Annotated in this window: 20 protein-coding genes; 10 read left to right on the top strand and 10 right to left on the bottom strand. The window is 70.8% G+C overall.

Features of this window, described 5'->3' with window-relative positions; genetic code table 11:
- Positions 1-5 precede the first annotated feature (5 nt).
- The 6 genes from IF28_RS0113720 to IF28_RS0113695 form a co-directional block, all read right to left on the bottom strand.
- Positions 6-599, bottom strand: a complete 594-nt coding sequence (locus IF28_RS0113720; protein ID WP_051713749.1) for a sugar O-acetyltransferase — start codon at positions 597-599, stop codon at positions 6-8.
- A 121-nt stretch (positions 600-720) separates the two neighbouring features.
- Entirely contained in the window at positions 721-2,763 is a 2,043-nt protein-coding gene (locus IF28_RS0113715) for an RICIN domain-containing protein (protein ID WP_030218720.1), read from the bottom strand.
- Positions 2,764-2,888: 125 nt separating this feature from the next.
- Positions 2,889-4,931, bottom strand: a complete 2,043-nt coding sequence (locus IF28_RS0113710; RefSeq protein WP_030218716.1) for a beta-galactosidase — start codon at positions 4,929-4,931, stop codon at positions 2,889-2,891.
- Between the two features lie 59 nt (positions 4,932-4,990).
- Positions 4,991-6,328, bottom strand: a complete 1,338-nt coding sequence (locus IF28_RS0113705) for an ABC transporter substrate-binding protein (RefSeq protein WP_030218715.1) — start codon at positions 6,326-6,328, stop codon at positions 4,991-4,993.
- 89 nt (positions 6,329-6,417) lie between these two features.
- Positions 6,418-7,359 (bottom strand): carbohydrate ABC transporter permease, encoded by a 942-nt coding sequence (locus tag IF28_RS0113700; RefSeq protein WP_030218712.1) that lies wholly within the window; start codon positions 7,357-7,359, stop codon positions 6,418-6,420.
- 4 nt (positions 7,360-7,363) lie between these two features.
- Positions 7,364-8,290 (bottom strand): carbohydrate ABC transporter permease, encoded by a 927-nt coding sequence (locus IF28_RS0113695; protein ID WP_030218709.1) that lies wholly within the window; start codon positions 8,288-8,290, stop codon positions 7,364-7,366.
- 322 nt (positions 8,291-8,612) lie between these two features.
- Here IF28_RS0113695 and IF28_RS0113690 point away from each other — a divergent pair, with 322 nt between their 5' ends.
- From IF28_RS0113690 to IF28_RS0113670, 5 genes are all read left to right on the top strand, one after another.
- Complete coding sequence (locus tag IF28_RS0113690; protein WP_030218707.1) at positions 8,613-9,599, top strand: LacI family DNA-binding transcriptional regulator; 987 nt, start codon at positions 8,613-8,615, stop codon at positions 9,597-9,599.
- A gap of 97 nt (positions 9,600-9,696) precedes the next feature.
- Entirely contained in the window at positions 9,697-10,488 is a 792-nt protein-coding gene (locus IF28_RS0113685; RefSeq protein ID WP_030218704.1) for an SAM-dependent methyltransferase, read from the top strand.
- 68 nt (positions 10,489-10,556) lie between these two features.
- Positions 10,557-12,152: an MFS transporter gene (locus IF28_RS0113680; protein WP_051713741.1), complete on the top strand. Its 1,596-nt coding sequence runs from the start codon at positions 10,557-10,559 to the stop codon at positions 12,150-12,152.
- A gap of 139 nt (positions 12,153-12,291) precedes the next feature.
- Complete coding sequence (locus IF28_RS0113675; RefSeq protein WP_030218701.1) at positions 12,292-13,053, top strand: sulfite exporter TauE/SafE family protein; 762 nt, start codon at positions 12,292-12,294, stop codon at positions 13,051-13,053.
- A 103-nt stretch (positions 13,054-13,156) separates the two neighbouring features.
- A complete protein-coding gene (locus IF28_RS0113670; RefSeq protein WP_030218698.1) occupies positions 13,157-14,188 on the top strand; it encodes a glycoside hydrolase family 5 protein in 1,032 nt (343 codons plus the stop codon).
- A 36-nt stretch (positions 14,189-14,224) separates the two neighbouring features.
- Here the strand turns inward: IF28_RS0113670 and IF28_RS0113665 are convergent, their stop codons facing one another.
- Positions 14,225-15,019 carry an SDR family NAD(P)-dependent oxidoreductase gene (locus IF28_RS0113665; protein WP_030218695.1) on the bottom strand — a complete coding sequence of 265 codons (795 nt, stop codon included), beginning with the start codon at positions 15,017-15,019 and terminating at the stop codon, positions 14,225-14,227.
- Between the two features lie 132 nt (positions 15,020-15,151).
- Between IF28_RS0113665 and ppk2 the strand changes: the two genes are divergently transcribed.
- A complete protein-coding gene (ppk2, locus tag IF28_RS0113660; RefSeq protein ID WP_030218692.1) occupies positions 15,152-16,117 on the top strand; it encodes a polyphosphate kinase 2 in 966 nt (321 codons plus the stop codon).
- 412 nt (positions 16,118-16,529) lie between these two features.
- Here the strand turns inward: ppk2 and yicI are convergent, their stop codons facing one another.
- Complete coding sequence (gene yicI / locus IF28_RS0113655) at positions 16,530-18,800, bottom strand: alpha-xylosidase (protein WP_030218689.1); 2,271 nt, start codon at positions 18,798-18,800, stop codon at positions 16,530-16,532.
- Positions 18,801-19,094: 294 nt separating this feature from the next.
- On the opposite strand from yicI, the gene IF28_RS0113650 reads away from it, so the two are divergent.
- The 4 genes from IF28_RS0113650 to IF28_RS0113635 are packed head-to-tail and all read left to right on the top strand — an operon-like array spanning position 19,095 to position 23,562.
- Entirely contained in the window at positions 19,095-20,354 is a 1,260-nt protein-coding gene (locus IF28_RS0113650) for an ABC transporter substrate-binding protein (protein WP_030218686.1), read from the top strand.
- A gap of 10 nt (positions 20,355-20,364) precedes the next feature.
- Positions 20,365-21,318, top strand: coding sequence for a carbohydrate ABC transporter permease (locus IF28_RS0113645; RefSeq protein ID WP_030218684.1), 954 nt, complete (start codon positions 20,365-20,367; stop codon positions 21,316-21,318).
- 5 nt (positions 21,319-21,323) lie between these two features.
- The gene (locus IF28_RS0113640) at positions 21,324-22,151 is read left to right on the top strand and encodes a carbohydrate ABC transporter permease (protein ID WP_030218681.1); all 828 of its coding nucleotides are present in this window, start codon (positions 21,324-21,326) and stop codon (positions 22,149-22,151) included.
- A 31-nt stretch (positions 22,152-22,182) separates the two neighbouring features.
- Positions 22,183-23,562 carry a GH1 family beta-glucosidase gene (locus IF28_RS0113635; RefSeq protein WP_030218678.1) on the top strand — a complete coding sequence of 460 codons (1,380 nt, stop codon included), beginning with the start codon at positions 22,183-22,185 and terminating at the stop codon, positions 23,560-23,562.
- Here IF28_RS0113635 and IF28_RS0113630 read toward each other — a convergent pair.
- Together IF28_RS0113630 and IF28_RS0113625 are read right to left on the bottom strand one after the other, a co-directional pair.
- Complete coding sequence (locus IF28_RS0113630; RefSeq protein WP_030218675.1) at positions 23,559-24,707, bottom strand: PP2C family protein-serine/threonine phosphatase; 1,149 nt, start codon at positions 24,705-24,707, stop codon at positions 23,559-23,561. The genes IF28_RS0113635 and IF28_RS0113630 overlap by 4 nt on opposite strands.
- A gap of 101 nt (positions 24,708-24,808) precedes the next feature.
- A complete protein-coding gene (locus tag IF28_RS0113625; protein ID WP_030218671.1) occupies positions 24,809-25,561 on the bottom strand; it encodes an IclR family transcriptional regulator in 753 nt (250 codons plus the stop codon).
- Positions 25,562-25,616: the final 55 nt, after the last annotated feature.

Here is a 25,616-nt window from a genome sequence, read left to right as displayed (position 1 = left end):
CCCGTTCAGCGGCGCGCGGTGCCCGGCGGCCGGTAGCTCCACTCCCGGTCCGCGTCGGTGATCGCCCGCAGTACACGGGCCGGGGTGCCGGCGACCACGGTCATCGGCGGCACATCGGCGGTCACCACACTGCCCGCGCCGACGACCGAGCCCCGCCCGACGGTCACCCCGGGCAGGAGCACCGCGCCGGCCCCGATCCACACGTCGTCCCCGATGCGCACCGGCGCCGAGAACTGGCTGCCGTCCCGCCGCAGTTCGGGGTGGACGGGATGGCCGGTGCTGGTGATCGTGACATGCGGTGCGAACATCACGCGGTCGCCGACGAAGACCTCGACGTCGTCGACCAGGGTGAGGCCGAAGTTGACGTACACGTCGTCGCCCAGGTGCGTGTTCGTTCCGTAGGCGACGTGCAGCGGCGGCTCGATCCACACACCGCGGCCGACCGAGCCGAGGAGCCGGCCCAGCAGGGCGTGGCGGGTCTCCTGGTCGCGCGGGCCGGTGGCGTTGTACTCGGCGGCGAGTTCCTTGCCGCGCAGCCGTTCCTCCTCGAGCCGTTCGAGGCCGGGTGCGGCGTCGGTATACAGCTCGTGGGCCGCCATACGGCGGCGCACCTCGCGCTCGGCGTCGTCGTCGTGTGCCACTGGTGTTCTCCAGAAGGTGTCGGGAAAGCGGTCCGGCCGCACCACCGGGCGGTGACGCGGCCGGATTCGGGAGCGGAGGTCAGCCCGTGACGTCCGTGACCGTCCAGCGCTGGTTGGCACCGGAGTTGGGCCCCCAGGTGGTGACGGCGGCGCCCTCGTGCGTGGCCTGGCCCCCGACTTCGAGGAGGCGCCCGGTGGCCGCGTTGACCAGCGTCCAGGTGCCGTCGCCGGTGGTCGACAGGAGCCACTCGGCGGCCGGGTCCCGCTTGCCGGTGCGGGGCTCGGCGACGGGCACGTCGTCCCGGACGGTCAGCCGCCCGCCGTTCACCGGATTGGTGAACTCGTAGCGACCGCGCACCCCGTCACCGGGGCGCACCGCGCTCAGCCGCCACCGCTGGGCGGCCGAGTCGTCACCGGTGCCGATGACGAGGTGCGTGCCGTCGTCCGCGACGGTGACCGCCTTGCCGCTCTGCACACCGGTCAGCGTGTAGGTGTGGCCCCTGCGCAGCGGCGAGGCGTCCTCCGCGACGCCGGAGACGCCCTTGACCTCGAAGGACGTCACCGACTGGGCCGGCACCGCGAACGTGGCCGCACGGTCGGTGACCTTGACGGCCCGGTGCCGCTCCAGCTTGCCGTCGGCGCTGGTCACGACGGGGGTGACGGTCGCGTTCCGGCCAATGTGCCGGAACCTGGACAGATCGACGGTGACCTTGCGCGCCTCGGTGGTGCTGTTGACGTGGACGACTGAGGCGCCCTTGCCGTTCTTGGTGACCGCGGCCGCGCTGGAGGTGTCGTCCACCTTGATCAGCCGGTCGCCCGGCTTGATGAAGTGGGTGAAGTTGCGGGCGGTGTCGAACTTGGTGTTCGTGTGGATGGGGCAGGTTTCGAGGGTGTCCTCATCGGTGCAGCTGAAGGGGAGCTGGATCTCACCCCAGTTGCCGCCCTTGGCGGACTCACCTCCCGGTCTCATGTTGTCGTAGTCCTCGACGGGCTGCCAGAACACCCAGGCGCGCGGCTCCAGTTCCCGCAGATCGTCCACGATGCGCTGGGCCAGCCCCAGACCGGGACGCATGTCGGTGAAGCTCTGTCCGTCGCCCCAGTCGCCCTCGACCTCGCTCATCCACAGCCGCTTGTCCTCGGCCTTGGCGATGTCCCGCACGGTGGTGCGCTGACCGGTGCCGTAGGTGTGGACGTTCATCTGGCCGACGAGGTCACGCGCTTCGGGCGAGTAGGCGTTCCAGTTCTGCGCGAAGATCGACGGGTTGGTCTCGTCCATGGCGGCGATTCCCGCCCTGGTCTTCGCCTTCTTCAGCGCCGGGGCGAGCGCGTGGAGGACCTTCTCCTGGAGTGCGGGGCCGATGTGGGCGCCCTCCTGACGTCCGCCGACGGGTTCGCCGTCCGCGCCGAGCCGGGTGCTCCAGTAGTTGGTGTTCGGCTCGTTGAAGGGGTCGACGGTGTCGACCTCGATGCCGTGCGCCTTCTCCAGCCGCTGGGTGGCGCCCGCCAGATAGGCGGCGAAGTCGTCGACCGACTCCGTCTTCAACTGGTCGGCGGTGGGGTCGAATCCGCCGGACACATAGCCGCTGACCGTCATGAACCAGGGCGGTGAGTTGCTGAAGGTCTCCCAGTGGGTGATGTCCTTCTTGACCCGGTCCACCCACCACCGCTGCGCGGCGTCGGCGTTCTCGTTCCAGTCGGCGGGGTCCTCGGCGTCCCACCAGCCGGTGTCCTCGCGGGTGGTGCCCTCGGGCGCCTTCCACCAGCCCTCGACCGCGCCTCCGGCCCGCAGATAGTCCCGAACGCCGGGCGCGTTGCCGCCGCCGACGTTGTAGCGGGCGATGTTCAGGGCGAGGCCGTCGTCGCCGAACAGCAGCCGGGCGAGCTTCTCGCGTATCTCGGGCGGGTAGTCGCCGGTCGCGTTCGCGAACCAGACCAGGCTGGTGCCCCAGCCCTCGAACTCCTCCTGCTGGTACGAGGGGTCCGGTCGTACGGTGACGGAGGGGAGGTCCGCGGCTCGGGCGGCGGCGGACGTCGGGCCGGGGATCAGGGCGGCCCCGGTGGCCAGGGCCGCGGTCAGCCCGGCGGCCGTGAGGAACCGTCTGTTGCGGGTACGGTGTGCCATCGTCAGTGCTCCCGACATTGAGGTGTGGTCGCGCTTCGGTGGACCCTCCCGCCGCACCGGAGACCGGCGGGAGGGGACGGCCCCCGGAACGGGCATGTGCCGTTCCGGGGGAGTGGTGGGGTGTGTCAGGCGGCCGGCTGCCGCAGTACGGCGACCGCGCGGGGCCCGAGCGTGAGGGCGCCCTCGGCGTCGGTGGTGCCGACGAGCACCTCTCCCTCGATGCCGGGGACCGGAACCGTGTCGTCGGTCCGGTTCACCAGGAACAGGAACCGGCCTCCGTCGCCGCGCCGGACGACCGGCTCGATCAGCCCCCGTACCCCGGCGGGCAGTTCGCTCTCCACGCCGGCCCGCTCGAGCAGCCGCGGCAGCAGCGAGGTCAGTCCCTCGACACCGAGCCGCGTGGACACGTACGCGGCGGAACCCGTGCCTGTCCCACGCCGGGTGACGGCGGGCCTGCCCGCCTGCTCGCCGCTGCGGTAGCGGGCCAGGACCTCGGTCCCGGCACCGGTCACGGTGATCCGGTCGGTCCACAGGGTGCCGGTCGTGCCGTCGTCGAGCTCCACGGTGTCACCGGCGAGCAGCGGACCGAACTCCTCGATACGGATGCCGAGCAGATCCCGCAGCGCGCCCGGATAGCCGCCGAGCCACACATGGTCGTGCTCGTCGACGACACCGGAGAAGTAGGTGGTGATCAGATGGCCGCCCTGTTCGGCGTACCGGGTCAGCGTCTTCGCCAGGTCGGCCGGGACCATGTGCAGCACGGGGGCGATCAGCACCTGGTGGCGGTGCAGATCGGCCCGGGTGGTGACGAGGTCGGCACGGATACCGAGCGCGAGCAGCGCCGAGTACCAGTCGAGCGCCTCCTGCCGGTAGTCGAGCAGCGCGGTCGGGTGGGAGTCCTGCTCGCTCGCCCACCACGACTCCCAGTCGTAGACGATGCCGACCCGGGCGGGCTCCCGCTCGGACCCGGCGACCGGGGCGAGCGTCTTCAGGCCGGCCCCGAGTTCGGCCACCGCGCGGAACAGGTCGCTGTCCGCACCGGCGTGCGGGACCATCGCCGAGTGGTACTTCTCGGCGCCCGCCGCAGACTGCCGCCACTGGAAGAAGCAGACCGCGTCGGCGCCGTGCGCCACATGCAGCAGCGAGTCACGGGCCAGGTCACCGGGGCGCTTGGCCACGTTGACCGGCTGCCAGTTGACGGCGCTGGTGGAGTGCTCCATCAGGAACCAGGGCCGCCCGCCGGCGATGCCGCTGGTGAGATTGGCGGAGAAGGACAGCTCGTCGCGGTCCTGCGGGCCGGGGTGCACGTAGTGGTCGTTGGAGACGAAGTCGATCTCGTCGGCCCAGTCGGAGTAGTTCATGCCCTTGGTGTTGCCCATCACCATGAAGTTGGTGGTGACGGGGACGTCCGGGGTGAGCTCCCGCAGGATCTCCCGCTCCGCGCGCAGATGGTCCTTGAGCGCGTCCGAGGAGAACCGCTTGAAGTCCAGCTGCTGCGTCGGGTTGGGATGCGAGGCGGCCAGCCGGGGCGGCAGGATCTGCTCCCAGTCGCTGTACCGCTGCGACCAGAACGCCGTTCCCCAGGCGCTGTTGAGCGCGTCCACCGTGGAGTAGCGGGCGCGCAGCCAGTCCCGGAAGGCGCGGGCCGCGTCGTCGGAGTAGTCGTAGACGTTGTGGCAGCCCAGCTCGTTGTTCACATGCCAGGCGACGAGCGCCGGATGCCCGGCGTAGCGGGTCGCCAGCTCGCGGACCAGGCGCAGGGCGTGGCGGCGGAAGACGGGCGAGGTGGGACGCCAGTGCTGGCGTGCCCCCGGCCACAGCGTCTCGCCGGTGGCCGTGACCGGAAGGATCTCCGGGTGGGCCGTGGTCAGCCAGGGCGGCGGGGAGGCGGTGGCGGTGGCCAGGTCGACCCCGATGCCACCCTTGTGCAGCAGGTCCATCACCTCGTCGAGCCAGGCGAAGTCCCAGGTGTCCTCGGACGGTTGCAGCCGCGCCCAGGAGAAGATCCCCACGGATACGAGGTTCACGCCGGCCTCGCGCATCAGCCGGACGTCCTCCTCCCACACGGTGCGGGGCCACTGCTCGGGGTTGTAGTCGGCGCCGTAGACGAGACGGGGGGCGGGGTCACCGTCCGCCCCGCCGGCGCGGGACAGGAGGGTGGAGATCATGGCGGTCCTTCCGGGTGGGGACACCGGGCGGCGCGGGGGTCCGCGCCGCCCGACGGGTGTTACTTCTCGACGGTGAAGCCCTGCTCCTCGGCGTACTTCACCGAGGCGTCCTGCCAGGTCTTCAGACCGTCCGCGAGCGTGGTGCCCGAGACATAGGCCTTGCCGACCGTGTCGTTGAAGATCGAGTTGGCGTACTGCTGGAACGGCAGGTACGACCAGTCGCTGGCGACGTTGGCGGCGGACTCGGCGAAGATCTTGTTCGCCTCCTGGCCGCCGAGGTACTCGAACTTGGTGCTCTGGAAGTCGGCGGACTGCAGTTCCGCCTTGGTGGCCGGGAAGGCGCCCTCCCCGACGCGGGTACCGACGCCCTCACCGGAGTTGGCGTACTCCACGAAGGCGTAGGCGAGTTCCTTGTTCTTGCCCAGCGCGGGCAGGGTCAGCGAGCTGCCGCCGTTCTCCGCGCTGCTCTTGTCGCCCTTGGCCCAGACCGGCATGGGGGCCGCGCGCCAGTCGCCGGCCGCGTTCGGCACGCCGCTGACGAAGTTGGCGGGCATCCAGGCACCGGTGGTCAGGGTGGCGATGGTGCCGTCGCCGAGGCCCTTGTACCACTCGTCGGTCCAGCCGTTGACCGGGGCGACAAGCTTCTCGTCGATCAGCTTCTGCCAGGTGTCCGTGTACTGCTTGGCCTTCGCGTCACTGAAGTCGATCTTCACATTGGTGCCGTCGACCTTGTAGGGACGCGAACCGGCCTGCCACAGCATGCTGGTGGTGAAGCCGGCGTCGCCCGCGTCGTTGGCGATGTAGACCTTGGGGTCGGCCTTGTGCAGCTTGCGCGCGGCGTCGACGTACTCGTCCCAGGTGGCGGGGACGGCGATGTCGTACTTGTCGAAGATCCGCTTGTTGTAGAACATCGCCATCGGGCCGGAGTCCATCGGCAGGCCGTAGACCGCCTTGTCCTGCGTCACGGCGTTCCACGGGCCGGGCGTGTACTTGTCGGCCAGCTTGTCGGCGCCGAAGGAGGCCAGGTCGGTCAGACCCTTGCCGAGGGCGTACTGGTTCACCGCGAAGTACTCGATCTGCGCGACGTCCGGGACGCCCTTCTCGGCCGACATCGCGTTCGACAGCGCGGTGTAGTGCTTGTCGCCCGACCGCTCGCTGACGAGGTTGATCTTGACCTTCGGGTACTTCTTCTGGAAATCGGCGGCGACCGACTTCAGCGTGGGCTCCCAGGACCACACCGTCACCGTGCCGCCCTTCTCGAGGGCCGCCTGGACGTCCGAGGCGGAGACCGCCTCGCCGGTGGAGTCGTCGTCGGAGCCGCCGCAGGCGGTGGCGCCCAGGGCCACCGCGGAGAGCAGGGCGATGCCGCGCAGCAGGCGGCCGGTGTTTCTGCGCATGTGAGTGCTTCCACTTCTTCGTGGGCGGGTCGTGGTGAGGGTGATGGTGCGGGGTGTGGGGTCTGGAGGGGTGGCCGGCAGCGGCCCGGTCATTCCTTGACGCTGCCCGCGGCGAGACCCGACTGCCAGTACTTCTGCAGCAGCAGGAACGCGACGATGAGCGGCAGGATGGTGAGCAGCGAACCGGTGATCACCAGGTTGAAGATGACCTCGCCGCCGATGGTCTCGGCCTGGGAGTTCCACGCGCTCAGACCGAGCGTCAGCGGATACCAGTCCGGGTCCTTGAGCATGATCAGCGGCAGGAAGTAGTTGTTCCAGGTGGCGACCGTGGTGAACAGCAGCACGGTCACGATGCCGGGGGCGAGCAGCGGCAGGGCGACGGTGAAGAAGGTGCGCGCCTCGCCGGCCCCGTCGATGCGGGCGGCCTCGAGGAGTTCGGTGGGGATCGCCTCGGTGGCGAACACCCACATCAGGTACAGACCGAACGGCGAGACCAGCGAGGGGATGATCACCGCCCACGGGGTGTCGGTCAGGCCCATCTTGCTGAACATCAGGAAGGTGGGCACCGCGAGGGCCGTACCGGGGACGGCCACCGCGCCGATGACCGTGGCGAAGACACCGCGCTTGCCGGGGAAGTCGAACTTCGCCAGCGCGTAACCGCCGAGGACCGCCAGGAAGGTGGCCCCGCCGGCGCCCAGCACCACGTACAGCAGGGTGTTCAGCAGCCAGCGCCCGAACACGCCGTCGTGGTACGTGAACGTGTCCCGGATGTTGTCCCACAGCGCGAAGTCGTCGGCGAACCACATCCCGGACGAGTCGGCCAGCCCCGTCTGTGTCTTGGTGGCGTTGATGACCAGCCAGACCAGCGGCACCACGGTGTAGAGGACGATCAGGGAGGTCAGCACGGTCAGCAGCACGCTGCGCCGGGGCTTGCCGGCGGTGCGCCGGCGCGTCGTGCGCAGCTTCGGCGCGCCGCGGCCGGGGACCTTGGCGGGAGCGGCCGGGGAGGCTGTGGTGAGAGGGGTGCTCATCGGGTCACGCTCCCTTGCGCATGCCGCGCAGCTGCACGACGTAGGCGATCACCATCGTGATCAGGCCCATGATGATGGCCACCGTCGCGGAGTAGTTGTGCTGCTGGCCGTTGAAGGACAGCGAGTACGTATAGAAGTTGGGCGTGTAGTCGGTGGTCAGGGCGTTGCGTGCGAGCGGGCGAAGGATGTTCGGCTCGTTGAACAACTGGAAACTGCCGATGATGGAGAAGATCGTCGCGATGACCAGCGCGCCCCGGATCGCGGGCAGTTTGATCGCGGTGATCACACGGAGCTGTCCGGCACCGTCGATCTCCGCCGCCTCGTACAGGGAGTTCGGGATGACACGCAGCGCCGAGTAGAAGATCAGCATGTTGTAGCCGACGAACTCCCAGGTGACGATGTTGCCGATGGAGGCAAGCACCAGGTCGGGGGAGAGCGGGTCGGGCAGTGTGACGCCGAACGCCCCGTTGATGTCGCCGACCAGGCCGTACTTCGTGCCGTACATGAAGCCCCACATGAGGGTGGCGACCACGGCGGGAACGGCGTAGGGCAGGAAGATCGTGATGCGGAAGAAGCTCTTGCCGTAGAGCCGGCCGCTGTCCAGGGCCAGGGCCGCCAGCAGTGCTATGCCGAGCATGATCGGCACCTGGACGCACAGGAAGAGCGTGACCCGGCCGAGGGCCGCCCAGAACCGCTCGTCCTGGAACGCCTGCTGGTAGTTGTCGAGCCCGACGAACGTGGTGCCGCCGATGAGCTGGTCACGGAAGAGGCTCAGATAGATCGAGTACACGATCGGCGCCAGGAAGACCAGGGCGAACACGGCCACGAACGGACCGATGAAGCCCCACCCGGTCCAGGACCGGCGGTCCCGTCTCGCCGCGGGTGGGGCCTGCCGGGGGCCTGTGGCCGCCGGCGGTTGCAGCGTCGTCATGTCGTTCCTCGCTCGTCACCGATCCGGACCGGCGCCGCCCGGCGTGTGAGCCGGACGGCACCCCCCCCTGCACATGATGTTTGCGTAAACACCGGAGGCCGTGAAGCGCTGCCCAGCTGCTATGTTTACGTAAACATCGGATGGCGGAATGTTTACACTGCCCTCTCAGGGCGGTCAAGGGTTTCCTGGGGAAACCGTGACGCGGACAACGGCAGGAAGGTGCTGACGGCGAGTGGACACGGCCGAAAGAACGCCCGCGAACGTACCCGGACCCGGCGGCGGCGCGCGCCGCACTCGGGGCGGCGCCCGGACCACGGCCTCCATGGCCGACGTGGCCCGCCTGGCGGGCGTCTCCTCCCAGACCGTCTCCCGCGTCTCCAACGGCTACGCCGGTGTGAACGAGGAGACGCGCCGTCAGGTGCTGGCCGCGATGAAGGAGCTCGGCTACCGGCCCAACAGCGCCGCCCGCGCCCTCAAACGCGGCGAGTTCCGCACCATCGGCGTCATCATCTTCACCCTGTCCACCACCGGCAACGTCCGTACCCTGGAGGCGATCGCCACCTCCGCCGCGCGCGAGGGCTACGCCGTGACGCTCCTGCCGGTGGCCGTGCCGACCCAGGACGAGGTGCGCGGGGCGTTCTCCCGGCTCGAGGAACTCGCCGTCGACGCCGTCATCGTCATCATGGAGGTCCACCTCCTGGACGCGGCGATGATCCAGCTCCCGCCGCACGTCCAGGTCGTCGTGGTGGTCGACTCCGACGCCGGCGACCACTACACGGTCGTCGACACCGACCAGGCGGGCGGCACCCGCGCCGCCGTCGAGCATCTGCTCGGCCTCGGCCACCGCACGGTCTGGCATCTCGGCGGCCCCGAGGACTCGTTCGCCGCCCAGCGCCGTACGGACGCCTGGCGCGCGGCACTCACCGAGGCCGGCCGGGTGCCGCCGCCGCTCGTCCGGGGCGACTGGTCCGCGGACTCCGGCTACCGGGCCGGCCTCGAACTCGCCGCCCGTCAGGAGTGCACGGCCGTCTTCGCCGCCAACGACCAGATGGCGCTGGGCCTGTTGCGCGCCCTGCACGAACGAGGCCGGCGCGTACCCGAGGACGTCAGTGTCGTCGGCTTCGACGACATCCCCGAGGCGTCCTCCTTCCTGCCCCCGCTGACCACCCTCCACCAGGACTTCGCCGAGGTGGGGCGGCTCTGTGTGCAGGCGGTGCTGAGCAAGGTGCGCCAGGACGGTCCCGAGCCGGGTACCACGCTCGTGCCGACCCGGCTGGTGGTGCGCGCCAGCACGGCACCGCCGCCGTGACCCGCCCGGGTCGAACTCCTGTCCTCCGTACACCCGTTGCTGTGCCAGACTTGATGATCGTCAGGCACCCTCGATCCACTCTGGGACGGACTTCGCCATGCCGACCGGCACACCCACCGACCCTCCGCACATAGACACCAGCAAGGCGCATCCGGCGCGGGTCTACGACTGGCTCCTCGGCGGCAAGGACAACTACCCGGTCGACGAGGCCGTGGGGGAGAAACTGCCGCCCGAGGCGCGGGACGCCGCCCGGCAGAACCGCCAGTTCATGCAGCGGGCGGCCGCCTGGCTGGCCGGACAGGGCATCGACCAGTTCCTCGACATCGGCACGGGCATCCCCACCGAGCCGAACCTGCACCAGATAGCGCAGGCCGTCGTCCCCACCGCGAAGGTCGTCTACACGGACAACGACCCGATCGTGCTGCGGCACGCCGAGGCCCTGCTGATCAGCAGCAGGGAAGGCGCCACGGACTACATCCAGGGCGATGTGCGCGACCCCGGCGAGATCATCCGGCACGCCCGCGGTGTGCTCGACTTCGAGCGCCCGATCGCGCTGTCCCTGATCGCCCTGCTGCACTTCCTCCCCGAGGACCAGGACCCGCTCGGCATCGTCGGCGAGCTGCGGTCCGCGCTGCCGAGTGGCAGCTACCTGGTGCTGTCGCACGCCGCCTCCGACCTCCACTCCGAGCTGGCCGCGCAGGTCACCGCCGAGTACGCCCGGGCCGGCATCCGCCTCGGCTTCCGCACCCGCGACGAGGTCGCCCGCTTCTTCGGCGGCCTGGACCTCGTCGAGCCCGGTCTGGTGACCGCGCCGGAGTGGTTCCGGACGACACCCGCTCCCGAGCCCGAGAGCAGCGGCATCTACGCGGGCGTCGCCCGGCTGCCCTGAGCGGTACGGACGTACTCCGTCCGTGAACCCGGGATGCGGGCCCCCGCGGCGGATCACAGACTGGGCGGATGAGCGACCGGACCCCAGGGCGCGAGGCGGCGCCGCGGCAGACCCTGGCGCTGGCCGCGATGCTGTTCGCGGTGGCGATGACGTTCATCGACCAGACGATCGTCGCCATCGCCGCGCCGGACATCGTCCACGAGCTGGGTCTGTCGTCCTCGGGCATGCAGTGGGTGGTCAACGCCTATCTGCTCGCACTGGCCGCCTTCTTCGCCCTCGGCGGCCGGCTCGCGGACCTGCTGGGCCCCCGCCGTGTGGTGATCGCCGGAACGCTGGTCTTCGTGATCTCGTCCGTGCTGTGCGGCTGCGTCCCGCGCGGGGACTTCGCCCAGACCTGGCTGATCGTCTTCCGAGCGACCCAGGGACTCGGAGCGGCCCTGCTCTTCCCCGCCGCCCTGGCCGTCGTCGTCGCCGTGTTCCCGGTCGAGCGGCGCGGCCGGGCCCTGGCCCTCTTCTTCGGGCTGTCCGGCGCCCTCACCGCGCTGGGGCCGCTGCTGGGCGGCTGGCTCACGGCGTGGACCTGGCGCGCCATCTTCTGGGTGAACGTCCCCGTCGCGATCGCCGCGCTGGTGCTCACCGCACTCGCGCACATCGCGGACCGGCGACGCCAGGAGTCCCTGGACGTCCGGGGCGCCGTACTGATCGCGGCCGGCATGGGGCTGAGCGTGCTGGGCTTCCAGCAGGCCTGGTCCTGGGGCTGGGACAGCGCGGCGACCTGGATCTGCGTGGCGGGCGGACTCGCCGTGCTCGTGGTGTTCGTACGGTACGAACGGCGCGCCCGTCATCCGCTGGTCGACATCCGGGTCTTCCGGGACCGGGCGTTCACGGTGGACGCGCTGGTGCTGTTCTTCGCGATGCTCGCGTTCGTCCCGCTGTTCTTCTTCGCCTCCGTCTACGCCCAGGTGTCACTGAGCGCCTCGCCCAACCAGGCCGCCCTGTTCCTGCTGTACTTCTTCGCCGGTTTCGCCCTCGCCTCCCAGTGGGGCGGCCGGATCCTGGACCGGCGCGGGGCCCGTCCCGCGCTGAAACTCGGCTCCGTGCTCGGCGCCGTCGGCTTCGCCCTGTGGGCGGGCGAGTTGACCGACCTCTCGATGCACGACCAGTGGCCGTACGCCGCCATGGCGGGCGCGGGCATCGGCCTCATCCTCGCCCCGGCCTCCACGGACGCCGTCAACCGTGCCATCGGCGCCTCCTACGGCGAGGTCACCGGCGTCACCCAGACCGTCCGCAACTACGCGGCGAGCGTCGGCCTGGCCGTGTTCGGCACCGTCCTCACGCATGTCACGACCGACAAGGTGGTGCACACGCTCCGGTCGCGCGGTGTGCCGTCGGACGAGGCCCGGGACGTCGCACGCCAGGTCACCGAGGCCGTCACGGGAAGCGGCGACACCCGTGTCCCCGAAGGCGGCGGCGCGGGAGCCACCGCCATGCGGGACGCGATGGCGGCGGTACGGATGGACTACGCCGAGGCGAATCAGTGGGTGTTCTACGGCATGGCCATCGCCCTGGGCATCGCCTACCTGTGCGCCCTGCGCCACCCGGGCGGCCGCGTGACGGAGTCCCCGCCGGACGAGACGGGGCGCACCCCGTCCACGGCGCCCTGACGCCCCCGGCGACCGCCGACGAGGACCCTTCGGCGATCGCCGAAACGGCCGCAGGCTAGCGTCCTCACATGAACGTTTCCTCCGAGCGGTGCCGGCACCGGGCGACAACGGACGCAGACGGCACGGCCGGAGCCGCGGCGTGACGCCCCTGGAGATGCTCGGCGTGTTCGCGGCGGGCGTCGGAGCCGGCGCCATGAACGCCGTCGTCGGCTCGGGCACGCTGGTCACCTTCCCCGTGCTGCTCGCCACCGGGCTGTCCCCCGTCACCGCCACGGTCTCCAACGCCCTCGGACTGATCCCCGGGTCCATCAGCGGCGCCATCGGCTACCGCAGGGAACTCGCGGGGCAGGGCCGGCGCGTCCGCAAGTTCGCCGTCGGCGCCGTGCTCGGCGGGTTCTGCGGCGCGGTGCTCCTCCTCGCGCTGCCCGCCGCGGCGTTCGAGGCCATCGTGCCCACCCTGGTGGGGCTCGCCCTCCTCCTCGTGGCCCTGCAGCCGCTGATCGCCAAGAAGGTGCGCGACCGCCGGGCCGAGGGCCACTCGGCCCGCCCCGACGGCGGCCGGCCGCTGTCCGCCGGACTCGCCCTGGCCAGCGTCTACGGCGGCTACTTCTCCGCCGCGCAGGGCATCATCTACATATCCCTGATGGGGCTGTTCCTCGACGAACCGCTGCAGCGCCTCAACGCGGTCAAGAACGTGCTGGCGGCCATCGTCAACACCGTCGCCGCCGCCTTCTTCCTGTTCGTCGCGGACTTCGACTGGACCGCCGTCGCGCTCATCGCGGCCGGGTCCGCCCTCGGCGGCCAGCTCGGCGCCAGGACCGGGCGCAAGTTCAGCCCCGCCGTGCTGCGCGGCCTCATCGTCGTCATCGGCACCCTCGCCCTCGTCCAGCTGATCGGCTGACCCCGGGCCAGTCTTGTCGTGCACCTTGCCAAGCGGGGCCGGCTGCAGTTCCATCGGTGACAGGAAACCTTCCTAACCATCCCGACGGACGGGAGCCCCCCACATGAGAACGGCACGACTCCAGCCACGTCCCGCCGCGAGCGCGACGGCCCTCGCCGCCTCCCTTCTCCTCGCCCTGACCGCCGCACCCTCGTCGTCCGCCGCGCCGGCCCCCACGCCGGTCTCCGCCCACGGACAGCTCACGGTCTGCGGCACCCGCCTCTGCGACGAGCACGGCAGCCCGGTCCAGCTGCGCGGCATGAGCACGCACGGCACCCAGTGGTACGCCCAGTGCCTCACCGACGGCTCGCTCGACGCCCTCGCTGGCGACTGGCGCGCCGACGTGCTCCGCGTCTCCACCTACGTCCAGGAAGGCGGCTACGAGACCGACCCGGAGCACTTCACCGGCCTCGCCGATTCCCTGATCCGGGAGGCGAGCGAGCGCGGCCTGTACGTGATCGTCGACTGGCACATGCTCGACCCCGGCGACCCCATGGCGAACCTCGACAACGCGCGGAGGTTCTTCACCGACATCGCGCGGCGCCACCAGGGCCGCGACAACATCCTCTACGAGATCGCCAACGAGCCCAGCGGCGTGAGCTGGCCGCGGATCAAGGAGTACGCGGAGCACATCATCCCGGTCGTCCGCGCCATCGACCCCGACGCGCCCGTGCTCGTCGGCACCCGTGCCTGGTCGTCGTTCGGCGTCTCGGAGGGCGCCGACGAGTCGGAGGTCGTCGACGATCCGGTCGACGCCTCCAACATCATGTACACGTTCCACTTCTACGCTGCTTCGCACCGGGACGAGTATCTGGCGGCGCTGTCCCGCGCGGCCGACCGGATCCCGGTGTTCGTCACCGAGTTCGGCACCCAGAACTACGCCGGCGAGGGCGCCGACGACTTCGCCATGTCCCAGCGCTATCTGGACCTGATGGCGGACAGGAAGATCAGCTGGGTCAACTGGAACTACTCCGACGATCACCGGTCCGGCGCCGTCTTCGAGCCGGGCACCTGCGACGACGACGGCCCCTGGGCGGGCACGTCGTCGCTGAAGCCCTCAGGTGTCTGGATCCGCGACCGCATCCGGGCCGGCTGACCCGCGCGGCCCTGAGCCGCCTTCGTGCGGGGCGGCTCAGGGCAGGATCGCGTCCACGTAACCGCCGTCGACCCGCAGCGCCCCGCCCGTCGTGGCGGAGGCCTGCTCCGAGCTGAGGTAGACGACCATGTTGGCGATCTCCTCCGGCTCGATCAGCCGCTGCAGCAGCGAGTGCGGCCGGTGCGCGCGCATGAAGGCCCGCTGCGCCTCGTCCCACGGCAGCTCGCGGTCCACCAACTCGTACACGAAGTCCTCCACACCGCCCGTGTGGGTGGGCCCGGCGATGACCGAGTTCACCGTGACACCCGTGCCCGCGGCCTGCTTGGCGAAGCCGCGGCCCACGGCGAGCAGCGCCGTCTTGGACATGCCGTAGTGGATCATCTCGGCGGGCGTGACGATCGCCGAGTCGCTGGCGATGTACTGGATCCGCCCCCAGCCGCGTTCGGCCATGCCCGGCAGCAGGAGCCGGGTCAGCCGTACGGCGGCCAGGACGTTCACCTCGAAGTAGCGCCGCCACTCGTCGTCGGTGATCTCCAGCGGGTTCGCCGAGCCGAAGATGCCGAGGTTGTTGACGAGGATGTCCACCCCCGGCAGGGCCTCGGCGACCTGCGCGGCGCCCGCCTCGGTGGTCACGTCCGCCGCGACCGGTACGACGTCGGCGCCGGGCACGTCCCGCTCCAGCGCGGCGGCGCTGTCCCGTACCCGCTCGGCGGAGCGCCCGTTGACCCCGACCCGGGCGCCCGCCCGCGCCAGCCCGGTGGCGATCGCCGCACCGATGCCCTGGGTGGAGCCGGTGACCAGTGCCGTACGGCCCTTCAGATCGATCTGCACGTCGTGCGTCCCTCCGCGTGAGTCCTGCCGTCCTGCCCCTTCCTGTTCCCCGGACCGCGGCCGAATCACCGCATAACGCCCCGCGGGCATACGCTTCGCGTAGCGCACTCGAAAGCGGCGGGAGACGACGTGATGGCCGAACACGCGGACGGCGGGACCGGCGACGGTCTTCTCGACGGTCTCGAGGTGGACGACCGGCGCCCGGAGCGGCCGGTGCTCCTCGACGCCGACGGCACCCCGATCGAGACCTGGCGCGAGAACCATCCCTACGACCGCCGGATCCGCAGGGGTGAGTACGACCGGACGAAACGCATCCTGCAGATCGAACTGCTGAAGATGCAGCGGTGGGTGAAGGACACCGGCCAGCGGATCGTGGTGCTCTGCGAGGGCCGGGACGCGGCCGGCAAGGGCGGCACCATCCAGCGGTTCATGGAACGCCTCAACCCCCGTGGCGCCCGCGTGGTCGCGCTGGAGAAGCCGACCGAGCGGGAGGCGGGGCAGTGGTACTTCCAGCGCTATGTGGCCCATCTGCCGTCCCGCGGCGAGATCGTCTTCTTCGACCGCTCCTGGTACAACCGCGCGGGCGTGGAACGGGTCATGGGCTTCTGTACGGAGGCCGAGTACCGCCAGTTCCTCGAGCAGGCGCCCATGTTCGAGCGGCTGCTCACCGACGACGGCATCCTGCTGGTGAAGTTCTGGTTCTCGGTGTCCCGGGCCGAGCAGCGGACCCGGTTCGCGATCCGCCAGGTCGATCCGGTGCGCCGCTGGAAGCTGTCGGGGATGGACCTCGCCTCGCTCGACCGCTGGGACGACTACACCGAGGCCAAGATCGAGATGTTCCGCGCCACGGACACCCCCCACGCGCCCTGGACGGTGGTGAAGAACAACGACAAACGCCGGGGCCGACTGGAAGCGATGCGCAGCCTCCTCGACCGCTGCGACTACGCGGCGAAGGACCGTGAGGCCCTGGGCACACCGGACCCACTGATCGTCGGCTCGGCGGACACCCTCCTGGAGGCAGGCGAAGAGGCCGCGGTCCTCTCCCCGACCCCCCTGGCCGGCCCGGGCCACGGTCCGGGCAGCCACCCGGGCACCTGACCGCCCCCCCACGGTCCCCGGCCCACCTTGCCCAGCACCCTGCCGCGAACGAGCGGGCGCCATGCACAGGGGCATCGCGGCAACGTCCCCTGCCGGCGGCGACTCCGGTCCTGTGGCCGGGCGCGGTGGGCGGCGCCGCCCACCGCGCCCGCACCCGCCGACGCCGAAGCCCGCCCCGTGCTCACGGTCACGACCGCCGGTTCCCGGGTGACGGCCGCCGCCTCGCCACGCTCACGATGACGGACCGGACGGGTGAGGCCGAGTACGCGCCCGGAGAGCCGAAGGGCACTCCCTGGCACCCGCGGTGTCGAGACCGTCACTCGTGTCTCTGCCGGGGCCGGCCCCCGCGCCCTCCTTCGCCCGCCGGGTGGGCACGGCGTGCCGTGCCCACCCCCGCGGCGGGCCCCGCCGCTCACCCCATCCGCAAGGTCACCTCGCCCGTGCCCCGGGCCTCCGTCCCGCCGGGGAGCCGCACCGTGAACGGGCGGTCGGTGTCCGACGCCGTGACGCGCAGGCTGTCGCCGTCCCGGCGGACCCGGAACGTCGCGGCCGGCAGGCCTGTCATGTCCGGGATCGTGACCTCGGCCGCGTAGTCGGACGCGGCCGGGGGGTGGACCAGCAGGACCGGAGCGGCGAGCCAGTCGGCGTCGGGGCGGGAGTCGTCGGCGGACAGGGCGAGTACGGCGCCCTCACGGATGTACAGCGGAAGACTGTCGTAGCCGTGCCGTTCGGTGCGCCAGCACGGGCCGGTGACGCGCTCGCCGCTCAGCAGATGCGTCCAGGTGCCCTCCGGGAGGTACACCTCCACCTCGCCGTCCTCGTCGAAGACCGGCGCGACCAGCAGATCCCCGCCCAGCATGTACTGGCGGTCGAGCGGGCGGCACGCCGGGTCCCCGGGGAACTCCAGCACCATCGGCCGCATCATCGGCACGCCGGTGCGCCGGGCCTCGGCGGCGGCGCCGTACAGGTACGGCATCAGGCGGTGCTTGAGCAGGGTGAACCGACGGGCGACGTCCACCGCCTCGTCGCCGAACTCCCACGGCACCCGGTACGACGTCGAGCCGTGCAGCCTGCTGTGCGAGGACAGCAGGCCGAAGGCCAGCCAGCGCTTGAAGACCGCCGGGTCGGGCGTGCCCTCGAAGCCGCCGATGTCGTGGCTCCAGAAGCCGAACCCGCTCAGCGACAGCGACAGACCGCCGCGCAGCGACTCGGCCATCGCCTCGAAGGACGACCAGCAGTCGCCGCCCCAGTGCACCGGGTACTGCTGACCGCCCGCGGTCGCGGACCGGGCGAACAGCACCGCCTCACCCTGCCCGCGCTCCTTCTCCAGAAGCTCGAACACGGTCCGGTTGTAGAGGTGGGTGTAGTAGTTGTGCATCCGCTCCGGGTCGGAGCCGTCGTGCCAGACGACATCGGTGGGGATGCGCTCGCCGAAGTCCGTCTTGAAGGTGTCGACGCCCTGGTCGAGCAGCGGCTTGAGCTTCGACTGGAACCACGCGCGCGCGTCCGGGCTGGTGAAGTCGACCAGCCCCATGCCCGCCTGCCACAGGTCCCACTGCCACACATCGCCGTTCGCCCGGCGCACCAGGTGGCCGAGGGCCGCTGCCTCGTCGAAGAGCGGGGACTTCTGCGCGATGTACGGGTTGATCCAGACGCTGATCCGCAGCCCCTTCTCCTTGAGGCGGGCCAGCATGCCCTCCGGATCGGGGAAGACGTCCGGGTCCCACTGGAAGTCGCACCACTGGTACTCGCGCATCCAGAAGCAGTCGAAGTGGAACACCGACAGCGGGATGCCCCGCTCGGCCATGCCGTCGACGAACGACGTCACCGTCGCCTCGTCGTACGACGTGGTGAAAGAGGTACTGAGCCACAGGCCGAACGACCAGGCCGGCGGCAGGGCCGGACGGCCGGTCAGGGCCGTGTAGCGGCCGAGGACCTCCTTCGGAGTCGGCCCGGCGATGACGTAGTACTCGAGCGCCTGGTCCTCGACGCTGAACTGCACCTGCCCGACGGACTCGGAGCCGACCTCGAAGGAGACGGCGCCCGGGTGGTTGACGAAGACGCCGTAGCCGCGCGAGGAGAGATAGAACGGGACGTTCTTGTACGCCTGTTCGCTGCTCGTGCCGCCGTCCGCCTGCCACACGTCGACGGTCTGGCCGTTCTTGACGAACGGCGTGAACCGCTCGCCCAGACCGTAGATCTGCTCACCGACACCCAGCGACAGCCGGCTCAGCACATGGTGGGCGCCCCCGTCGGTGGTGGCGAAGGCGGTGCTCTTGGCGCCGGCGCGGGTCAGTTCCCGCCCGTCCGCGTCATGGAAGGAGAGCCCGAAGGGACCGGACCCGTCCAGCCGCACGGTCAGGGGACCGCTGGTCAGCCCGGTGACGGAACCGTCCGCGCTCACCGCGCCCGCGCCGCCCTCGTCCCCGGTGAGGACGAAGTCGGGACCCGGCCGGTACTTGCCCGCGTGATGGGTGACCCGGACGCCGATCACACCCTCGGCGGGGGAGAAGCACTCGACCGTGATCAGCGGCGCGTTGAGGGTGTCGCCCCTGCGGGTCACTTTCTTCACCGCGGCATACCCGGTGAAGCGCTTCGATTCCGGGCGTACATCACGCACTTCGGTCGCGTACGAGATCTGGACGCCCTCGCGGATGCGCCAGAAACCGTCAGTGAATTTCATGATCTTCCTCGGAGGGGGAGGGCGGCAGAGGTACGGGAGGACTCCTCTGACCAGGAACTATGGCAGGAGACGCGGAACCTGTCACGCCTTGGCGCAAGCAGATCGTACCGTCGGGGGGCTAGCGCGACCGGCTCTCGCTGACGTATTAGTAATCAGGCAAAACAAATTACACCCGGTGCAGCGCCAGGCAACACCTCGGCGAGAGCCGCCACAAGTCGAAGCGCTTCACCACCCTCCCCACAGAGTCACCAGCTCAGCGCCCCGCTGAGCCGGTCCCACGCAAGGGCACCCACCGTGACAGCACATCCTCCGGCTGCCGCACACCGCGCGCTCGGACGCTCGCGCGGAGCCGTCACGTCGTTCGCCGCCGTCTCCGTCCTCATCGCCGGAGCGGCGCTGACCGGCTGCGCGGAGCAGCGCGACAGCGACGTGTACACCGTGATGAACTCCTCGACCGACGAGACCTACCACCGCTGGGACGCCGAGGCGATGGCCCGCTGCGGCGAGCGGCTGGGCGTCACCATCGAGCAGCAGAGCGTCCCCGCCTCACAGGTCATGACGAAGGCGCTGCGCATGGCGTCGTCGAAGTCGCTGCCGGACATCGTGCAGTTCGACGCCTCCGAGATGCCGACCTTCGCCGACGCCGGAGGGCTCGTCGACCTGCGCGCCCTGGGGCTCGCCACCGACGACATCCCCCAGGGCATCGTCGACTTCGGCTCCTACCGGGGCACGTACTACGGCGCGGCCCGCTCCGTGAACACGCTCGCGCTCTTCTACAACAAGGACATCCTCGACGAGGCGGGCGTACCGGTGCCCACCACCTGGGACGAGATGCGCGCGGCGGCGAAGAAGCTCACCGAGGGCAAGCGGTACGGCCTGGCGCTCAGCGCGGGCGGAGCCGAGGACGGCGTCTTCCAGTTCACTCCGTTCATGTGGTCCAACGGCGGCGACGAGTCGGACCTCGACGGCCCCCAGGTCGTGGAGGCGCTCGACTACTGGAAGGCGCTGCTGCAGGACGGGTCGCTGTCCAAGTCCACGGTCAACTGGACCCAGGCCGATGTGAACGACCAGTTCATGGCCGGGAACGCCGCGATGATGATCAACGGCCCGTGGCAGGTCGAGACCCTCAACACGGACAAGTCCCTGCACTGGGAGATCGCGCAGATCCCCGTCCCCGAGGCGGGCGCCGACTCGGTGGGCCCGCTGGGCGGCGCCGTCCTCACCGTGCCCAACACCGGCGACACCGGGCGCGAGAGGACGGCGGGACGGATCGTCGACTGTCTGGCGAGCGAGAAGGAACAGCTCACCTACGCCCTGAACAGCTGGATGGTCCCCGCCAACGAGAAGGCCGCCGCGAAGTGGCGCGCGAAGGTGCCCGAACTCGACGCGCTGGCCGACCAGGTCGCCGCCGCCCGGTCCCGCACCGCGAAGCTCGGTGCTGGCTGGTCGGGCGTCTCCCTCGCCCTGCAGAGCGCCTTCCAGTCCGCCCTCACCGGCCAGTCCAGCGAAACCGCCCTGCAACGCGCCCAGCAGCGCGCCACGAGCGGAAACTGAGGTACGCGCCATGACCACGTCCACCGTCACCGCCCCGGTGCCCGCGAAGACCTCCGGGAAGTCCGCCGGACCGGACCCGGCCCGGCAGCGCCTGCGCCGCAGACTGGCGCAGTGGGGCTTCGTCGCCCCCGCCGTCGTCTTCATGCTGCTGTTCTTCGGCTACCCGCTCGTCCGCAACATCGTGATGAGCTTCCAGCACTACACGCCGAAGACGTTCTTCACCGGCGAGGCCCCCTTCAACGGTGCCGACAACTGGTCGTCCGTCTTCCAGGACGTCCTCTTCGGCCAGGCGCTGTGGCACACCCTCGTCTTCACCGCCGGCTCCCTGCTCGGCCAGTTCTGCGTCGGCCTCGCCCTCGCCGTCTTCTTCAACCGCAGGTTCCCCCTCGGCGGCGTCCTCAGGTCACTGATCCTGCTGCCCTGGCTGGTGCCCATGGTGGTGTCCGGCATCGTGTGGCGCCGCATCCTCGACCAGGACACCGGCGTACTCAACACCTTCCTCGACACCCTCGGCCTCGGCGGTCACACCCCCTGGCTGACCAGCCCCGACATGGCACTGCTCTCGGTGATCCTGGTCAACATCTGGATCGGCATCCCGTTCAACATGGTCATCCTGTACGGCGGCCTCCAGGAGATCCCCAGGGAGCTGTACGAGGCCGCCTCCCTGGACGGCGCCTCCGCCTGGCGGACCTTCCGGTCCATCACCCTGCCGATGCTCAAGCCCGTGATCACGGTCGTCCTGGTGCTGGGCTTCATGTCGACGGTCAAGATCCTCGACCTGATCCTCGCCCTCACCGACGGCGGGCCCGCCGACGCCACCCAGACCCTGGGCACCCTCACCTACCAGAACTCCTTCGTGGAACTGGACTTCGGCGCCGGCGCGGTCGTCGGCAACGTCCTCATTCTCATCTCCGCGGTGTTCGCGGTGTTCTACCTGCGGGCCAACCGCACCGAGGGGAAGTGACCGAGATGGCCGCTCACACTCCCACCGCGTCCCGGCGCCGCTGGGGCTCCACCGTCGCCGGTGTGCTGATCCTGGGCGTGATGCTGTTCCCGCTGTACTGGATGCTCAACACCGCGCTCCAGCCCGAGTCGGGCCTGCTCCAGGTCGACCCGGTGCCCTCCGGGGTGGACCTGTCCGGGTTCTCCAAGGCCCTCAGCGACCAGGGCGGTCATCTGCTGACCTCGCTGCTGGTCTCGTTCGGGGCCGTCGCCGTCTGCCTGGCGATCTCCGCACCGGCGGCCTACGGACTGGCCCGGTTCGGGCTGCGCGGCTCCCGCACCATCGTGTTCGGCACCCTGATCACCCAGATGGTGCCGGGCATCGTCATCGCCAACGCGCTCTACAACTCGTACGTCGACCTCGGCCTGGTGAACTCCTACTTCGGCCTGATGCTCGCGGACGCCTCCCTCGGCATCCCGTTCTCCATCGTCCTGATGCGCTCCTTCATGGTGTCCATCCCGGGCGAGGTCATCGAGGCCGCCGAGATCGACGGGGCCGGTCCGGTACGGGTGTTCCTGCGGGTGGTGCTGCCGATGAGCCGCAACTCGCTGATCACCTCCGGCCTGTTCGCGTTCCTGTTCTCGTGGAGCGACTTCATGTTCGCGCTCACCCTGAACACCACCGACGACGTCAAGCCGATCACGCTGGGCATCTACCAGTACATCGGCGCCCACGTCGGCGACTGGGGCTCCGTGATGGCCGCGTCCGTGCTCTCCGCCGTCCCGGCCGCGATCCTGCTCGTCCTCGCCCAGAAGTACATCGCCGCCGGCATCTCCGGCGGCTCCGTCAAGTGAACACCGCACGTCTCGATATGGACCGATACGCATGAGTGAGTTCCCCGGTTTCCCGCCCGGCTTCGTCTTCGGCGCCGCGACCGCCTCGTACCAGATCGAGGGCGCGGCGTACGAGGACGGCCGAGGCCCGTCGATCTGGGACACCTACAGCCACACGCCCGGACTGGTCGTGAACGGCGACACCGGCGACGTCGCCTGCGACCACTACCACCGCTACCCCGAGGACGTGGCACTGCTGCGCGACCTCGGCGTCGCCTCGTACCGCTTCTCCATCGCCTGGCCGCGCGTCGTGCCCGACGGCACGGGGCCGGTGAACCCCAAGGGTCTGGACTTCTACTCCCGGCTGGTCGACGAACTCCTCGCCGCCGGCATCGAGCCCGCCGCCACCCTCTACCACTGGGACCTCCCGCAGGCCCTCGAAGACCGCGGCGGCTGGCGGGTGCGCGAGACCGCCGAGCGGTTCGCCGAGTACACGGCCGTCGTCGCCGAGCACCTGGGCGACCGGGTGCCCCGCTGGATCACCCTCAACGAGCCGTGGTGCAGCGCCTTCCTCGGCTACTCCGTCGGCCGCCACGCGCCGGGCGCCCGCGAGGGCCGGGGCGCGCTGGCCGCAGCCCACCATCTCCTGGTCGGCCACGGACTGGCCGTCCGGGCACTCCGGTCCGCGGGCGTCCGCGAGGTCGGCATCACCCTCAACCTCGACCACCACCTGCCCGCCGCCGCCTCGGACGAGGACCGGCAGGCCGTCGTGCGCGCCGACACCCTGCACAACCTGGTGTGGACCGAGCCGATCCTCGCCGGGCGCTACCCGGACACCGAGGAGGACACCTGGGGCGAGCTGATCACCGCACAGGACTTCCGCCGCGACGGAGACCTGGAACTGATCTCGCAGCCGCTGGACTTCCTCGGCATCAACTACTACCGCCCGATCGTCGTCGCCGACGCCCCCTACCGCGAGAGCGACCCCGCGCTGCGCGTGGCGACCGACAACCGGTACGCCGAGGCGCCGATGCCCGGCGTCCGGCACACCGCGATGGGCTGGCCGGTCGCCCCGGACACCTTCACCGACCTCCTCGTGGAGCTGAAGGAGCAGTACGGCGACGCCCTGCCGCCCGTCCACATCACCGAGAACGGCTCGTCCGAGAACGACGAGGTGAGCCCGGACGGCGCCGTGCACGACACCGACCGGGTGACCTATCTGCGCGACCACCTCACCGCGCTGCGGGCCGCGATCGACGCCGGCGTGGACGTGCGCGGGTACTACGTGTGGTCGCTGCTCGACAACTTCGAGTGGGCCTTCGGCTACGACAAGCGCTTCGGCATCGTCCGCGTCGACTACGACACACAGAAACGCACCCCGAAGGACAGCTACCACTGGTACCGGCGCATGATCGCCGCCCAGCGGCTTTAGGCGGCATGCGGGGCGGGGACCGGATTGCGCAGCAGGAGGAGGGCCGCGTCGTCGTGCAGGCGGCCGCCCACGTGGTCGAGCAGGTCCTGGTGCAGGGCGGCGAGCGTGCGGGCCGGCTCGTCGCTCAGGTGCCGGGCCAGGCCGTCGGCCAGCGGATAGAAGGCACGGCCGGCGTCGCGGGCCTCCGTGACCCCGTCGGTGTAGAACAGCAGCTGGTCCCCCTCGGTGAAGGACACCACCTGGAGGCCGGGGGCCTCGCCCGACAGGTCCCCCAGCCCCAGCGGCGGCGCCGGGCGGACGGGGTCCACGGCCGTCACGTCGGTGCCGCGGATCAGCAGCGGGGGCGCGTGGCCGCAGTTGACCAGTTCCAGCCGGCCCGGCTCCGGGCAGCCGGCGACCACGGCGGTGACGAAGTCGTCGTCGCCGAGGTTGCGGGCCAGGCTCCGCTCGATACGGCGGACCACGTCCAGCAGATCCGGCTCGTCGTACGCGGCCTCACGGAAGACACCGAGCACCAGGGCGGCCGTCCCCACCGCCGGCAGCCCCTTGCCGCGTACATCGCCGACGATCACCCGGACCCCGTACGGCGTGGGGATGAGGGCGTAGAGGTCGCCGCCGATCCGGGCCTCCGCGGCGGCGGCGCTGTAGTGGACGGCCGCCTGGAACGGCCCGACGGTGTCCGGTACCGGCGTGAGCAGCGCGTGCTGCGCGGTCTCCGCGACCGAGCGTACGGCGGCGAGCACCCGCTCCCGGTGTCCGCGCAGGGCGCTGGCGAGCGCGCCGGCCAGGGCGACGGTCACCAGCGCGGCGAGGACGACGAACAGTGCCGACGCCGCCATCTCGTGGCGGACGCCGATACCCGCGCCGAGCAGCGCGGCGACGAGCCCGACCCCCAGGACACCGGACGGGCGGCTGGTGGCCGCCGCCAGCGCCGGCCCGGCGGCGAGCAGCGGCAGCCACACCTCGCCCGTCCCGCGGACGAGGTCGACGAACACGACGACGCAGACGACCAGTACGGAGAGGGCGGGGGTGCCGGCGGCCCAGTGGGCGACGGCCCGTGCCCGGGGCGACCAGGCGCGGCGGACCCCCCGCCTGTACTGCCGTACCGGCCAGTGGTCGCGTCCTTGCTGTCGGGCGTGACTCATGTGTCGTCCGGGGTCCTCACCTTTGCGCGGCATATGCGCGTCCGTAATGTCTGACTTATTCAGCAAAGATGATCGTCGTGGACGTCACAAGGCCGTGCTTTTCAGATAGTGAGCGACAGCCCCCGGGTCACCCGCCCGGCCGCCGGCAGCAGGCGCTCCCGCACCTCGTCGAGCCGGTGCGACCGGTCCTTCGGCATGGAGACGCCGAGCGAGCCCAGGGTGTCCCCGCTGTACACCGGCACCGCGACACAGACGATGCCCAGGGCGTACTCCTCCACGTCCGTGACGGCCGGGGCCAGCGTGCCGGTCTCCAGCCGGCGGATCAGCTCCGGGGCCGTGGTGATCGTCCGCGGGGTGAGATCGTGGAGCGGGTGCCGGGAGAGGTACTCCCTGCGGGCCTCCTCGTCGAGCTCCCGGAGCACCGACTTGCCGAGCGCGGTGGCGTGCCCGGCGTCCTCGAACCCCACCCACAGCTCGGCGCGCGGGCTGCGGGGGCCGTCCACGATCTCGGCGACACGGATCTCGCCGTCCTCGTAGAAGGTGAGGTAGGCGGCGCTGGACAGTTCGTCCCGCAGCGCGGCGAGAGCCGGCCGGACCCTGCTGAGCAGCGCCTGCCCGCTGCCCGCGGTGTGCAGGCCCTGGACCCGCTCGCCCAGGACGAAGCCGCCGTCGTCCAGCTTGCGCAGATAGCCGTCGTGCACCAGCGTGCGCAGCAGATGGTAGGCCGTGGCCAGGGGCAGACCCGTCTCCCGTGCCAGCTGTTTCGCCGGCGCGCCGTTGCGATGGGCGCTCGCCGCCTCCAGCAGCCGGAAGGCCCGCTGCACCGAGGTGATGAGCGTCGGGCTCGCACCCATGGGACCAGCCTGCGCCGCCCGCCCGCCACAGGCAAGCGAGACCCCCGTCCCGCGC

Source organism: Streptomyces sp. NRRL WC-3626, from assembly GCF_000718785.1.
GTDB classification, from domain to species: Bacteria; Actinomycetota; Actinomycetes; order Streptomycetales; family Streptomycetaceae; genus Streptomyces; species Streptomyces edwardsiae.
The sequence above is the reverse complement of the archived record's forward strand: the minus strand, read 5'-3'. Positions and strand labels throughout refer to the sequence as shown.